Origin of the sequence: Burkholderia singularis, assembly GCF_001718875.1 — a bacterium.
Lineage (GTDB): Bacteria > Pseudomonadota > Gammaproteobacteria > Burkholderiales > Burkholderiaceae > Burkholderia > Burkholderia singularis.
Window position 1 is genome coordinate 1,139,707 of the sequence record NZ_CP013448.1, and the last position, 12,011, is coordinate 1,151,717.

Here is a 12,011-nt window from a genome sequence, read left to right on the forward strand (position 1 = left end):
GGCGGTTGTATTGCCATCGAACCGAACTTCGGTAAGCGCCGAATGCTGGCGCATGCGCTGTGCAACCAAGCGGTGGGCGCGTTGCGGATATCGTTCGCGGGGCGTCGCGTTGCCGGGCGTGCTGGCCGTGACGGCTTCGCTTGCCGTGATGTCGTCCGCATGGTTCGAAATCGCGGCGACGGAAATGCGGCGCACGACGAGTCTTGCCAGCCGGTTGATTGCTTTTCATGCAGCCGACGCGGCGCTCGATGCCTGCGCCGATGCGCTGCTGAACGGCACGGCCGCCCACGATGCCGCGCCAGCGGAAGACGCTGCCGGCGAGCCGGCCGAATGGCGAAGCCCAGGCGCGTTCGACGGTAGCCGCGCATTCGCGCCATATCCAAATTGGCCTAATGCAGCACAAGCGCCGAGCTGTGTGATCGAGGCGTGGCGCCTGCCCGCGCGGCCCGGTGCGCGCGCGTATGTCGTGACTGCACGGGGTATCGGCGCGACGCGGGATACGGGCGAGTGGCTGCAACTGCAGATCGTTGTCGAGCGCGGGCGGGTCGAGCGTCGGTGGCGGCGAGTCGTAGGTAGGCCGGCTTAGTGCAGAGGGGCGATGTCGTCAACGAAAGGTGCCGCGAATTGTCGCGGATTCTCGCTGATTGAAGTGATTGTCGCGCTTGCGATCGTGGCGGTGCTCGCGGCATTCGCAATTCCATCGTATCGGCGTCACGTCGAACGAGGGCATCGGTTGAGTGCGGTCGCCGCGCTATATCGCGCGGCGCAATATGTCGATGCATTCGGCGAAACCTTGCCCGCCGCATTGCCTGACGGGTTGAGTCGGGCACCTGAAACAGGTGGTGCGGTCTATTGGCTGAAAATGACGGCCGAAGAAGCGCACGGCGGATACGCGCTGGAGGCGGGCCCGGCGACGAATGGCCCGATGCGCGACGATGGTTGCGGTGTCTTTGTGCTGTATGCGGACGGCACGCGCGAGAATCGCGCAATGGACGGCGCAGCCGGGCAGCAAACCTCCGGTGTGGGGGCTTGCTGGTTGACGAATTGAGTGCTCGATAGGATAGGCGAATGCCGACGGGGCGAGGCCAGACAACCAGCGCGACTGCGAGGCGAAACAACGGGGATATGCGCGGCCGGAGCGCGGGCAGAGATAGAGATGGCGCGCGCGGGATGGCTATACCGCAGGCACTGCATGGCCGGCCGATTCCATGCGAAGTGCCAGACGCGAAAGTGCCATTCGGTGATCCCCGCTACCTGCCCACGCGTTACGATTTGCGGTTCCGCGTCTGCGAACCGGATTGCCGGTTATCGCTTTTCATCTGCTTCCAGATTCGATAAACATTCCACAGGGCAAACCCGACGGCGCCCCATTTGAGCGCGGGGCGCGCGCTCACGCGCAGCAATGTTCGTGCGGGCTTCGCAAGCAGGATCGAGGCGAGCGAACTCAGCAGCGGATATTGATTGACGAGCGCGCCCAACACCGTATTGACGTTTCTCGCCGATTTGCCGAACACATTCGCAGACAGGCCCGGCACAATCAGTTTCAGCCATTTGAACTGCGTGACGGACTGACGCAATTCGGCGCCGGCGTGGGCGAATTCGGCGCGCTCGGCGCCGGAGCGCAGCAGCAGCAATTCCTTGCGCAGCGCCCGGTGCTCGGCGGCACTGATGCGTCGCTTGTGCGAGGCGGTGCGAAATCGTGGGTCCGTAGCGGAGTGGCTCATGGCGCGTGACAAAATGGAGAAGGGCGGAACCGAAAACAGAACGGAAAACGAATGCCGGCGTTCACGGCTTGCCGCGGAACAGCTCGCGGTCTTTTTCCAGTTCGTTCAGCGTGGCATCGAATATCGCCGGCGCGTTGCGCAGCCCGGCGCGCACCTTCAGCACGCAGACGAGCGCGCCAAACGCATAGAGTCCGGTAATGGCGGCGAGCGCTTGCCAGCGATAGCTATCCCAAAACACGATCGCGACGAGCGCCGTGAGGCTGACGAGCGCCATTGTTGCGAGCGTCATTGCGGCGAGTCCGAGAAAGAGCATGGCCAGCAGGCGCTCCTTCTCCTCGGCGATCTCGATGCCGACGAGTTCCAGCCGGGTCTGCAACAGTGCGAACGCGGAACCGAGCAGGCGGCGCAGCGGCCCATGCGATGAGGTTTCTGTCGTCATGAATGAAGTGCGTGCCTATGAAGGACGGCGGTGCGCTACGGCACCGCCCGGTGCGCCGCATGGGCGCGAGCGGGATCGAGCCGCCCTTGGAGCCGTGCCGATGTTACTTGCGGTTGATCAAAAGGCCGATCAGCACGCCGACGCCGGCTGCGATGCCGATCGATGTCCAAGGATGCTCGTGCACGTAGTCGTCGGTGGCGCGTGCGGCCTTCTTGCCTTTCTCGACCACAACCACCTGGACGTCGGCCGCTTTTTCCTTTGCCTGCTTCAAGCGCGTGAGCGCCTTGTCGCGCAGTTCGTTCGCGCGATCACCCGTGCTGCTTGCGGCCTGTTTCAGCAAGTCTTCCGCATCCGCGAGAACAGTTTTGATATCCGACATCAGTTTCTCCTTGTTGACTTCCGACATTGCGACTCCCTTCTTGCTTGGGGGCGCGGGCCCGGTACGGGATCGCAGCAAGACCCGCGCCTGTGTTCGGGCGCGGCGTCCCGTCGCAGGCGGCGCAGGATCGCGCTTGGCTAACATGGTAAACGACTTGCGATCACTTAGAGAGACGCTCCGGAACGAAAAAGTTTCCAAAATAGTCAAACCGCACCCGGCAAAAATGATAAAAAGGAATGAATATCTGACGGAATAATCGTTTTCGCCGGATGCCTCATCCCTTAACCTGAAGGCTTGTCCGGGCATATCCTGTGCCTGGGCGCCCAATCCATGCTAGATCAAGGAGCTGCAATATGAGTCTGCGTCTTGGTGACCTCGCGCCGGATTTCGAACAGGATTCGAGTCTCGGCCGCATCAAATTCCATGAGTGGCTCGGCAATAGCTGGGGCGTGCTGTTTTCGCATCCCGCCGACTACACGCCCGTTTGCACGACGGAGCTTGGGCTGACCGCGAAGCTCAAGGGCGAATTCGACAAGCGCAACGTAAAGGTGATCGCGCTGTCGGTCGACAGCGTCGAGTCGCACAAGGGCTGGATCGACGATATCAACGAGACGCAGGCCACGAGCGTCGGTTTCCCGATCATCGCCGACGCCGACCGCAAGGTGTCGCAGCTCTATGACATGATCCATCCGAACGCGAACGAAACGCTGACCGTGCGCTCGTTGTTCGTGATCGATCCGAACAAGAAGGTGCGCCTCATCATCACGTATCCGGCGAGCACGGGCCGTAATTTCGACGAAGTGCTGCGCGTGATCGATTCGCTGCAACTGACCGACAACTACAAAGTGGCGACGCCCGGCAACTGGAAGGATGGCGACGACGTCGTGATCGTGCCGTCGCTGCAGGACCCGGACGAACTGAAGCAGCGCTTCCCGAAAGGCTTCAACGCGGTGCGCCCGTATCTGCGCCTGACGCCGCAGCCGAACAAATGACCGGCGCGCGCCGTGTGTGGTTTGGCATGGCGTGATTGTCGTCTGACGAAAAGCCCCGGCCAGCAGTGCCGGGGTTTTTGTTGGCGAAGCGAGCGGCGGTTTCGATGCCGCCCGTGCGACGGGCAGTGGAGCGGGCTCGAACCCAATCCATGAAGCGATGAAGCGTGCGCGTGACCCGTGCGGGCGAACAGTGCTTGGTTGCCACCGAAGCCGCTCGCGGCGAGCGCCGGCCAAGTCGGCGCGTTGCGCGGCCGGTATCGAGATGGGCCGCGAGCCGCTCAGAAGAATGCTTGAATGCCGGTTTGCGCGCGGCCGAGGATCAGCGCGTGGATATCATGCGTTCCCTCGTAGGTGTTCACCACCTCGAGATTGACCAGATGCCGCGCGACGCCGAACTCGTCGGAAATGCCGTTGCCGCCCAGCATGTCACGCGCGAGCCGCGCAATGTCCAGGGCCTTGCCGCACGAGTTGCGCTTCATGATCGACGTGATCTCGACGGCGGCCGTGCCTTCGTCTTTCATCCGTCCGAGACGCAGCACCCCTTGCAGGCCGAGGGTGATTTCGGTCTGCATGTCGGCGAGTTTTTTCTGAATCAATTGATTGGCGGCGAGCGGGCGGCCAAATTGATGCCGATCGAGCACGTACTGGCGCGCGGTGTGCCAGCACGACTCGGCCGCGCCGAGCGCGCCCCACGCGATGCCGTAGCGTGCCGAGTTCAGGCACGTGAACGGGCCGCGCAGGCCGGTGACGTTCGGTAGCCGGTTCTCTTCCGGCACGAACACTTCATCGAGCACGATCTCGCCCGTGATCGACGCGCGCAGGCCCACCTTGCCGTGGATCGCGGGCGCGGTGAGCCCCTTCCAGCCCTTTTCGAGAATGAAGCCGTGGATCGCGTCGCGGCCGTCTTCGTCGAGCTTCGCCCAGACGACGAACACGTCGGCGATCGGCGCGTTCGTGATCCACATCTTCGCGCCGGACAGCGAATAGCCGCCTGGCACTTTCGTCGCGCGCGTCACCATGCTGCCTGGATCGGAGCCGTGGTTCGGCTCGGTGAGGCCGAAGCAGCCTATCCATTCGCCCGTCGCGAGCTTCGGCAGGTATTTCTCCTTTTGTGCGTCGGAGCCGAATTCGTGGATCGGCACCATCACGAGCGACGACTGAACCGACATCATCGAGCGATATCCCGAGTCGATGCGTTCGATCTCGCGTGCGATCAGTCCGTAACTCACGTAGTTGAGGCCGGGGCCGCCGTACTGCTCGGGGATCGTCGGGCCGAGCAGGCCCAGCTCGCCCATTTCGCGAAAGATCGCCGCGTCGGTGGTTTCGTGGCGGAACGCTTCGGTCACACGCGGTGCGAGCTTGCGTTGCGCATAGGCGCTCGCGGCGTCGCGGACCATCCGCTCGTCGCCGGTGAGCTGCTGATCGAGTAGCAGCGGATCGTCCCAATGAAAGCTTGCAGCGGCCATCGCGATGTCTCCTCACTTGACTGAAGTTCTGCTGTGCGGAACAATGTTCTGCATTTCGGCCTCAGTGTACCATCGCATGCATGTTCCGACCATCGATGACGATGCGCTCGATGCGCGCAAGTTCGTCGTCGCGCTTGCGCGCGGGCTCGATCTGCTGCGCGCGTTCCGGCCGGGCGAGACGATGCTCGGCAATCGCGATTTCGTCGAGCGTACCGGCCTGCCGAAGGCGACCGTCAACCGGCTTGCCTATACCCTCACCGTACTCGGCTATTTGCGTTACGACGACACGCTCGGCAAATATGCGCTCGATGCAGGTGTGTTGTCGCTCGGTTATGCGCTGCTCGCGGGCTCGGATACGCTCGCGCTCGCTCGGCCGCACATGCAGGCGCTGGCGCGCGAGATCGGCGCGGCCGTGTCGCTGGGGTGCCGCGACGGTCTCGACATGATCTATCTGGAGACGATCCGTAGCGAGACGGCATTGACGCTTGGGCTTGCGTCGGGTTCGCGATTGTCGATGTTGACGAGTTCGATGGGCCGGGCGTATCTCGCCGTACAGCCGCCCGATGTGCGCGCGGCGCTGTTCGCCGAGCTGCGCAAGGCGGCGGGCAAGGGGCGGGCGGCGGCCGCGCTCGTCGAGGCGGCGCAGCGCGCGGTCGACGCGTTCGCCGTGCAAGGCTGCTGCTATTCGTTTCGCGACTGGCACGCCGATGTGAATGCGGTCGCGGTGCCGTTTCGCGAACCGCGCGAAGGGCGCTGGCTGATCCTGAGTTGCAGCGGGCCGGCGTCGTCGATGGGCGAGGACGTGTTTCGCGACCGGATCGGGCCGAAGTTGAAGGCGCTTGCGAAGCGGCTTGGGCCCACCGCATAGCAGGCCGGCCGTTTGCGGTGCGAGGCGGCGGCTTGCGCCGAATGCCGGGCGGCCGGGCGGATGGCGCGCAGGGGGGCGCGTTTACGGGGGCGTCGACGGTGTTACGTCAGTCGCGTTGCGCCGTCCTATTTATGCATGCGTCGTTGCACGTGAACTCGGGCTGTCGGTTGCCGCGCCGCACCGGTGCGCATTCCGGTAGCTAGTTGCCAGTTGCCAGTTGCGGTCCGCCGATGGTGCCCGTTGCCTGAAATCGGTTGTAATCTGAACGCCGCAGCCCCATTGCGGCGCGATCGCCGCAGCAAAATATGTGTGCAGGAGATCGATGATGCCGAGTTTCCAACCGTTGACGGGCGGTTGCGCATGTGGCGCGATTCGCTATCGGATCACCGTCGAGCCCGCGAGCGCCGGCTTTTGCCACTGCCGGCTATGTCAGCGGACGACTGGCGCCGCCGTGCTTGCGTGGGCGTCGGTGCCGATTGGCGCATTCGAATACGTGAAGGGCGAGCCGCGCGTGTACGCGTCGAGCACGTGGGCCGAGCGGCGTTTCTGCGTGCAGTGCGGCACGCAGCTCGAATATCGACGGTCGAATGCGCCCGAGACGGTCGAATTCAATTACGCGACGCTCGACGATCCGTCACGGATTCGCCCAGGCGCGCACACCTGGTACGCCAACCGTGTGCCGGGACTTGACGTGGCGGGCAGCCTGCCGGTGTTCGACGGCGGCGACTGATGCGCGGCGCGACGTGGGCGGCCGCGCATCAGTCGCCCGTTCTTCTGCTTTTTCAAACCGCAGCCGGGTGCGAGAACACCGGCCCTTGCACGAGCCTCACGTCATATTGGCGCAACAGCTCGAACTGCGTTTCATCGACGACGTGATCGAAGATGAGCGGAATGTGCACGCGCTGCGCATAACCGACGAGCGCCTTCACCATGCCTTCGCGCAGCGCGGCAGACGCGTCCATTTTGATGTAGTCGGGGCGCGCCATCTCCGATTCGACGGCGAGAATGCGGCCCGGATCGGGCAGCTTGTCCGCGACCTTGAATCCGTAGTGCTGATAGCTCTTCGTCAGATAGCCGAGAAAGGTCTTATGTGCGACGGCCGCGGCCGGCAGCTCGATCACGATGCGCTCGGGGCTCAGGCCGAAGCTCTCGAGCACGCTCGAGAAATGCTTGCCGTGGTCGTACTTGACGCTCTTTAGCAGCCGTTCGTGCACGCGCAGGAACAGCAGCCCGTGCCGCTGCGCGCCGAAGAAATTGATCGCATGCAGGCTGCGCGCGAGCCGGTCGAGCGCGACGAGCGACTGATCGTCGGCCACCGCGTCAAACGGATCGAACGGCGCGCCGCCCATCTGCGTAATGGCCTGAAAGCCTAGCTCGTCGCCGTAGCGCTCGATCGCGTCGGTGAGCGACGCCGATTGCGGCGCGCCCGGCATCGACACGTCGTAAATCGGCTCATACGCGCTTTCGAGACGCGCATCGCGCAGCTGCGCATACGCGTGCGCGCCGTGCGCGTCGTCGTCGAGCGCGAGGTGCTCGCGCAGAAACGGCAGCTTGCCCGCGCGGGCGACGAGTTCGGCAATGGTGGGCGGAACCATGGACTCCGGATGGAAGAAAGGCGGCCGAATCGGCCGCCGTCTATACGAATGATAGTAGCAGCGCCGCGCCTGATTGGTTGCGCGATTTGCTCATATCGATATCGGGCCTGGCCGGGGGATTAGGGTATACGTTAATTTCACTAATCGAAATCGATTGTACTATTCGTAATCAATGGGTCGCCCATCGGGAGACCAGACGTGTGGTTCTGCCCACTACGGATCGAAGCGGCGCTTTTGCCGAGCGGAGCAAGGAGAGGAAAGATGGCCGGTGACAAGACATTCGCCTCGCAGGCGGATTTGACTGACAAGCAGGTGACGTTCGAGCGCCTGTCCGAGCATGCTTACGCTTACACCGCCGAAGGCGACCCGAACACCGGGATCATCATCGGCGACGATGCGGTGCTCGTGGCCGATACGCAGGCGACGCCCGTGATGGCGCAGGACGTGATCCGCCGCATTCGCGAAGTCACCGACAAACCGATCAAGTACGTGCTGCTCACGCACTACCACGCGGTGCGGGTGCTGGGCGCGTCGGCGTACGGCGCCGATCACGTGATCGCGAGCCAGGACACCTACGACCTGATCGTCGAGCGCGGCGCGGCCGACATGAAAAGCGAGATCGAGCGCTTTCCGCGGCTGTTCCGCTCGGTCGAGTCGGTGCCGGGCCTGACGTGGCCGACGCTGACGTTCAAAGGCGAGATGACGCTCTGGCTCGGCAAACTCGAGGTGAAGATCCTGCAGTTGGGACGCGGGCACACGAAGGGCGACACGGTCGTCTGGCTGCCGCAGGAGAAAGTGCTGCTGTCGGGCGATCTCGTCGAATATGGCGCAACGCCGTATGCGGGCGATGCGTACTTCGAGGACTGGCCGCATACGCTCGACGCGATCGCGGCGCTCAAGCCGGAGAAGCTCGTGCCGGGCCGCGGCGCGGCGCTGAAGACACCGCAGGAGGTCGCCCTCGGGCTTGCCGGCACGCGCGCGTTCGTCAGCGAGCTGTATGCGAGCGTGAAGGCGGGCGCGGCGGCGGGCAAGGATCTGAACGCGCTGTACAAGGAAACCTACGCGGCGCTGAAGCCGAAATTCGGCGAATGGGTGATTTTCGATCACTGCATGCCGTTTGACGTGACGCGCGCGTTCGACGAGGCGACCCAATATCCGCACCCGCGGATCTGGACGGCCGAGCGCGACAAGGACATGTGGCAAACCCTCGAAGGCTGAGCGCGGCGACCATGAGCACCGATTACCAGACGCTGAAGTTCGGTTGCCGGCCGCGCGCCGAATACGCCGACGCACTCGCGCCGCATCCGGTGGTGGTGGTCGGCGCGGGGCCGGTCGGACTGGCGGCGGCGATCGATCTGGCTCAGCGCGACGTGCCCGTCGTGCTGCTCGACGACGACGACACCCTCGCGACCGGTTCGCGCGCGATCTGCTTCGCGAAGCGCACGCTCGAAATTCTGGACCGGCTCGGCTGCGGCGAGCGGATTGCGCAAAAGGGCGTGGGCTGGAACGTCGGCAAGGTGTTCCTGCGCGACGAGCTGATCTACGCGTTCGATCTGCTGCCGGATGCGGGATGCCAGCGGCCCGCGTTCGTCAATCTGCAGCAATATTACGTCGAAGGTTATCTGGCCGAGCGTGCGAGCGAGCTGCCGAATCTCGATCTGCGCTGGAGGAACCGCGTGACGGGCATCGGGCAGACGGCCGATCACGTGACGCTCGAGGTCGAGACGCCCGATGGCCCGTACACGCTGCGCGCGCGATACGTGATCGCGGCCGACGGCTCGAAGAGCCCGCTGCGCGCGATGATGGGGCTCGACAGCCGCGGCCGCACGTTCAAGGACCGCTTCCTGATCGCCGATGTGAAGATGAGCGCACCGTTTCCGGCCGAACGTTGGTTCTGGTTTGATCCGCCGTTTCATCGCAACCAGTCGGTGCTGCTGCATCGGCAGCCCGACGGCATCTGGCGGATCGACTTCCAACTCGGTTGGGATGCCGACCCGGTCGCGGAGAAGGCGCCCGAGCGCGTGATCCCGCGCGTGCGCGCGTTGCTCGGCCCCGATGCCGAGTTCGAACTCGAATGGGTCAGCGTCTATACGTTCCGTTGCCAGCGGATGGACAGCTTCCGGCATGGCCGCGTGCTGTTCGCGGGCGATGCGGCGCACGGCGTGTCGCCGTTCGGCGCGCGCGGCGCGAACAGCGGCGTGCAGGATGCCGACAATCTGGCGTGGAAGCTCGCGCTCGTGCTAAGCGGACGCGCGCCCGATGCGCTGCTCGACACCTACGCGACTGAGCGCGAATTCGCCGCCGACGAGAACATCCGCCATTCGACGCGCGCGACCGATTTCATCACGCCGAAGTGCGCGATGTCGCGCACGTTTCGCGACGCCACGCTCGAACTGGCCCGCGATTGCGAGTTCGCGCGCGGGTTCGTCAATAGCGGGCGACTGTCGGTGCCCGCGGTGCTCGCCGATTCGCCGCTCAATACCGCGGATCGCGCGGGCGACGCGTTCGACGGCGCTCCGGTGCCGGGCGCGGTCGCGATCGATGCGCCCGTCGTCGCGCGCGGCGAGCCCGGCTGGCTGCTGCAGCATGTGCGGGGCGGCTTCTCGGGCCTCTGGTTCGGCTCGATCGACGATGCGCAGGCGCTCGTCGAGTTGACGCGCGATCAGGCGCTGCCCATCGCGCCGGTGCTCGTCGTGCCGCGCGCGCAGGGGCGCGCGGTGCCGGGCGTCGATGTGATCGAGGACGTCGACGGGCTCGCCGCGCAGCGCTACGACGCGCGCCCCGGCACGTTCTACCTGCTGCGTCCGGATCAGCACGTGTGCGCGCGCATGCGATCGGCGGATGCGCGCGCGGTGCGCGCCGCGCTGCTGCGCGCGATCGGCGCCGCGTGAACATGCTGCCCCGTCATACTAATGGAGACAGGAGGTACCCGATGCGCCATCTCGACACCCGCCCGCGTCTGGCGGACCCGGACGCATTCTACGAAGCGCTGATCGACATGCACCGCGATCTGTCCGACGACGAAAGCCAACGCGTCAACGCGAAGCTGATCCTGCTGTTGGCCAACCAGGTCGGCGATCTCGACGTGCTGCGCGAGGCGATGGCGCTCGCGCGCGGCGGCGCGCATGCTGTCGCGGCGTCGCCGCTTGCCGGGGCCGGGCGGGCAACGCAATGAGCGCGCGGGCACCCGAGGCGGCGCGCGTGCTCGAAGTCGAGCGCGTGATCGACGGCACGCACCATCGCGCGTTCCACGCGCTACTGCTGACGCTGTGCGGGCTGAGTCTCGTGCTCGACGGTTTCGACGCGCAAGCGATGGGCTATGTCGCGCCGAGCGTGATCGCCGAATGGGGCGTGCAGAAGCAGGCGCTCGGCCCCGTGTTCAGCGCGAGCCTGTTCGGGATGCTGATCGGTGCGCTCGGCTTGTCGGTGCTGGCCGACCGGATCGGCCGCCGGCCGGTGCTGATCGGCGCGACGCTGTTTTTCGCGGCGACGATGCTCGCCACGCCGTTCGCGCCGACGATTCCCGCGCTGATCGCGCTGCGCTTCGTCACGGGCCTGGGGCTCGGCTGCATCATGCCGAACGCGATGGCGCTCGTCGGCGAATGCAGCCCGGCTGCGCATCGCGTGAAGCGGATGATGATCGTGTCGTGCGGCTTCACGCTCGGCGCGGCGTTGGGCGGTTTCGTCAGCGCTGCGCTGATTCCCGCGTTCGGTTGGCGCGCGGTGTTCTTCGTCGGCGGCGCGGCGCCGCTCGTGCTTGCCTTGGCGATGGCCGCACGTTTGCCCGAGTCGCCGCAGTTTCTGGTGCTGCGCGGCCGACAGCGGGCGGCGCGCGCGTGGCTCGCGCGATTCGCGCCGCAACTGCCGCTCGCCGCCGATACGATGCTCGTCGTGCGCGAGGCCGCGCCGCGCGGCGCGCCGGTGGCCGAGCTGTTTCGCGCGGGGCGCGCGCGCGTCACGCTGCTGTTGTGGGCGATCAGCTTCATGAATCTGATCGACTTGTATTTTTTATCGAACTGGCTGCCGACTGTGATCCGCGATGCGGGCTATGCGAACGAGACGGCGGTGGTTGTCGGCACGGTGCTGCAGACGGGCGGCGTGGCGGGCACGCTGTTGCTCGGCTGGTTGATCGAGCGGCACGGCTTCGCGCGCGTGCTGTTCGCCTGCTTCGCGTGCGCCGCGCTCGCGGTCGGCCTGATCGGCCCGGTCGCGCACGTGCTGCCGTTGCTGCTCGCGGCGGTATTCGTCGGCGGGTTTTGTATCGTCGGCGGACAGCCGGCCGTCAATGCGCTCGCGGGCCATTATTACCCGACGTCGCTGCGCTCGACGGGCATCGGCTGGAGTCTGGGCATCGGCCGCGTCGGTTCGGTGCTCGGCCCGCTCGTCGGCGGGCAGTTGATCGCGCTGGGCTGGACGCACGACGCGCTGTTTCACGCGGCCGCGGTGCCGGTGCTGGGCTCGGCGATCTTCGTGCTTGGCCTCGCGGGCGTTGCGCGCCGGCGCGATCCGGCCGCGCCGCATGTTGCCTGAATGGAGAAAACGACCATC

Annotated in this window: 14 protein-coding genes; 9 read left to right on the forward strand and 5 right to left on the reverse strand. The window is 65.5% G+C overall.

All coding sequences use genetic code 11. From position 1 onward, the window contains the following. The first annotated feature begins 52 nt into the window (after positions 1-52). The gene (locus AQ611_RS05215) at positions 53-586 is read left to right on the forward strand and encodes a hypothetical protein (RefSeq protein ID WP_069233916.1); all 534 of its coding nucleotides are present in this window, start codon (positions 53-55) and stop codon (positions 584-586) included. Between the two features lie 12 nt (positions 587-598). Beyond that, positions 599-1,048, forward strand: a complete 450-nt coding sequence (locus AQ611_RS05220) for a prepilin-type N-terminal cleavage/methylation domain-containing protein (RefSeq protein WP_059520034.1) — start codon at positions 599-601, stop codon at positions 1,046-1,048. Between the two features lie 217 nt (positions 1,049-1,265). Here AQ611_RS05220 and AQ611_RS05225 read toward each other — a convergent pair whose 3' ends face one another. The 3 genes from AQ611_RS05225 to AQ611_RS05235 form a co-directional block, all read right to left on the reverse strand. After that, a complete protein-coding gene (locus AQ611_RS05225; RefSeq protein WP_069233917.1) occupies positions 1,266-1,724 on the reverse strand; it encodes a DUF3318 domain-containing protein in 459 nt (152 codons plus the stop codon). A gap of 61 nt (positions 1,725-1,785) precedes the next feature. Further along, positions 1,786-2,163 carry a phage holin family protein gene (locus AQ611_RS05230; protein WP_069233918.1) on the reverse strand — a complete coding sequence of 126 codons (378 nt, stop codon included), beginning with the start codon at positions 2,161-2,163 and terminating at the stop codon, positions 1,786-1,788. Positions 2,164-2,266: 103 nt separating this feature from the next. After that, positions 2,267-2,569, reverse strand: a complete 303-nt coding sequence (locus AQ611_RS05235) for an ElaB/YgaM/YqjD family protein (RefSeq protein WP_059520031.1) — start codon at positions 2,567-2,569, stop codon at positions 2,267-2,269. Between the two features lie 326 nt (positions 2,570-2,895). Here AQ611_RS05235 and AQ611_RS05240 point away from each other — a divergent pair, with 326 nt between their 5' ends. After that, on the forward strand, positions 2,896-3,534 hold the full coding sequence (locus AQ611_RS05240) for a peroxiredoxin (RefSeq protein ID WP_059520030.1): 639 nt from the start codon (positions 2,896-2,898) through the stop codon (positions 3,532-3,534). 278 nt (positions 3,535-3,812) lie between these two features. On the opposite strand, the gene AQ611_RS05245 is transcribed toward AQ611_RS05240, so the two are convergent. After that, positions 3,813-5,000, reverse strand: coding sequence for an acyl-CoA dehydrogenase (locus AQ611_RS05245; protein ID WP_059520029.1), 1,188 nt, complete (start codon positions 4,998-5,000; stop codon positions 3,813-3,815). Positions 5,001-5,076: 76 nt separating this feature from the next. Between AQ611_RS05245 and AQ611_RS05250 the strand changes: the two genes are divergently transcribed. After that, positions 5,077-5,868 (forward strand): IclR family transcriptional regulator, encoded by a 792-nt coding sequence (locus AQ611_RS05250; RefSeq protein ID WP_069233919.1) that lies wholly within the window; start codon positions 5,077-5,079, stop codon positions 5,866-5,868. Between the two features lie 325 nt (positions 5,869-6,193). Continuing rightward, a complete protein-coding gene (locus AQ611_RS05255; RefSeq protein WP_069235141.1) occupies positions 6,194-6,598 on the forward strand; it encodes a GFA family protein in 405 nt (134 codons plus the stop codon). 52 nt (positions 6,599-6,650) lie between these two features. Here the strand turns inward: AQ611_RS05255 and AQ611_RS05260 are convergent, their stop codons facing one another. Beyond that, the gene (locus AQ611_RS05260) at positions 6,651-7,463 is read right to left on the reverse strand and encodes an EAL domain-containing protein (RefSeq protein ID WP_059520027.1); all 813 of its coding nucleotides are present in this window, start codon (positions 7,461-7,463) and stop codon (positions 6,651-6,653) included. A 261-nt stretch (positions 7,464-7,724) separates the two neighbouring features. Between AQ611_RS05260 and AQ611_RS05265 the strand changes: the two genes are divergently transcribed. Genes AQ611_RS05265 through AQ611_RS05280 form a run of 4 tightly spaced genes read left to right on the forward strand, consistent with a single transcriptional unit; the run spans position 7,725 to position 11,993 of the window. Next, complete coding sequence (locus AQ611_RS05265) at positions 7,725-8,681, forward strand: MBL fold metallo-hydrolase (RefSeq protein ID WP_059520026.1); 957 nt, start codon at positions 7,725-7,727, stop codon at positions 8,679-8,681. An 11-nt stretch (positions 8,682-8,692) separates the two neighbouring features. Continuing rightward, the gene (locus AQ611_RS05270) at positions 8,693-10,354 is read left to right on the forward strand and encodes an FAD-dependent oxidoreductase (protein WP_069233920.1); all 1,662 of its coding nucleotides are present in this window, start codon (positions 8,693-8,695) and stop codon (positions 10,352-10,354) included. A 41-nt stretch (positions 10,355-10,395) separates the two neighbouring features. After that, positions 10,396-10,638, forward strand: coding sequence for a DUF2783 domain-containing protein (locus AQ611_RS05275; protein ID WP_059520098.1), 243 nt, complete (start codon positions 10,396-10,398; stop codon positions 10,636-10,638). Continuing rightward, positions 10,635-11,993 (forward strand): MFS transporter, encoded by a 1,359-nt coding sequence (locus AQ611_RS05280; RefSeq protein WP_069233921.1) that lies wholly within the window; start codon positions 10,635-10,637, stop codon positions 11,991-11,993. The genes AQ611_RS05275 and AQ611_RS05280 overlap by 4 nt, the downstream gene beginning before the upstream one ends. The last annotated feature ends 18 nt before the right edge of the window (positions 11,994-12,011 follow it).

Coding starts and splice junctions, on each gene's coding strand:
- AQ611_RS05215 (WP_069233916.1), top strand. CDS start 53: ATGCGCTGTGCAACCAAGCGGTGGGCGCGTTGCGGATATCGTTCGCGG.
- AQ611_RS05220 (WP_059520034.1), top strand. CDS start 599: ATGTCGTCAACGAAAGGTGCCGCGAATTGTCGCGGATTCTCGCTGATT.
- AQ611_RS05225 (WP_069233917.1), bottom strand. CDS start 1,724: ATGAGCCACTCCGCTACGGACCCACGATTTCGCACCGCCTCGCACAAG.
- AQ611_RS05230 (WP_069233918.1), bottom strand. CDS start 2,163: ATGACGACAGAAACCTCATCGCATGGGCCGCTGCGCCGCCTGCTCGGT.
- AQ611_RS05235 (WP_059520031.1), bottom strand. CDS start 2,569: ATGTCGGAAGTCAACAAGGAGAAACTGATGTCGGATATCAAAACTGTT.
- AQ611_RS05240 (WP_059520030.1), top strand. CDS start 2,896: ATGAGTCTGCGTCTTGGTGACCTCGCGCCGGATTTCGAACAGGATTCG.
- AQ611_RS05245 (WP_059520029.1), bottom strand. CDS start 5,000: ATGGCCGCTGCAAGCTTTCATTGGGACGATCCGCTGCTACTCGATCAG.
- AQ611_RS05250 (WP_069233919.1), top strand. CDS start 5,077: ATGCATGTTCCGACCATCGATGACGATGCGCTCGATGCGCGCAAGTTC.
- AQ611_RS05255 (WP_069235141.1), top strand. CDS start 6,194: ATGCCGAGTTTCCAACCGTTGACGGGCGGTTGCGCATGTGGCGCGATT.
- AQ611_RS05260 (WP_059520027.1), bottom strand. CDS start 7,463: ATGGTTCCGCCCACCATTGCCGAACTCGTCGCCCGCGCGGGCAAGCTG.
- AQ611_RS05265 (WP_059520026.1), top strand. CDS start 7,725: ATGGCCGGTGACAAGACATTCGCCTCGCAGGCGGATTTGACTGACAAG.
- AQ611_RS05270 (WP_069233920.1), top strand. CDS start 8,693: ATGAGCACCGATTACCAGACGCTGAAGTTCGGTTGCCGGCCGCGCGCC.
- AQ611_RS05275 (WP_059520098.1), top strand. CDS start 10,396: ATGCGCCATCTCGACACCCGCCCGCGTCTGGCGGACCCGGACGCATTC.
- AQ611_RS05280 (WP_069233921.1), top strand. CDS start 10,635: ATGAGCGCGCGGGCACCCGAGGCGGCGCGCGTGCTCGAAGTCGAGCGC.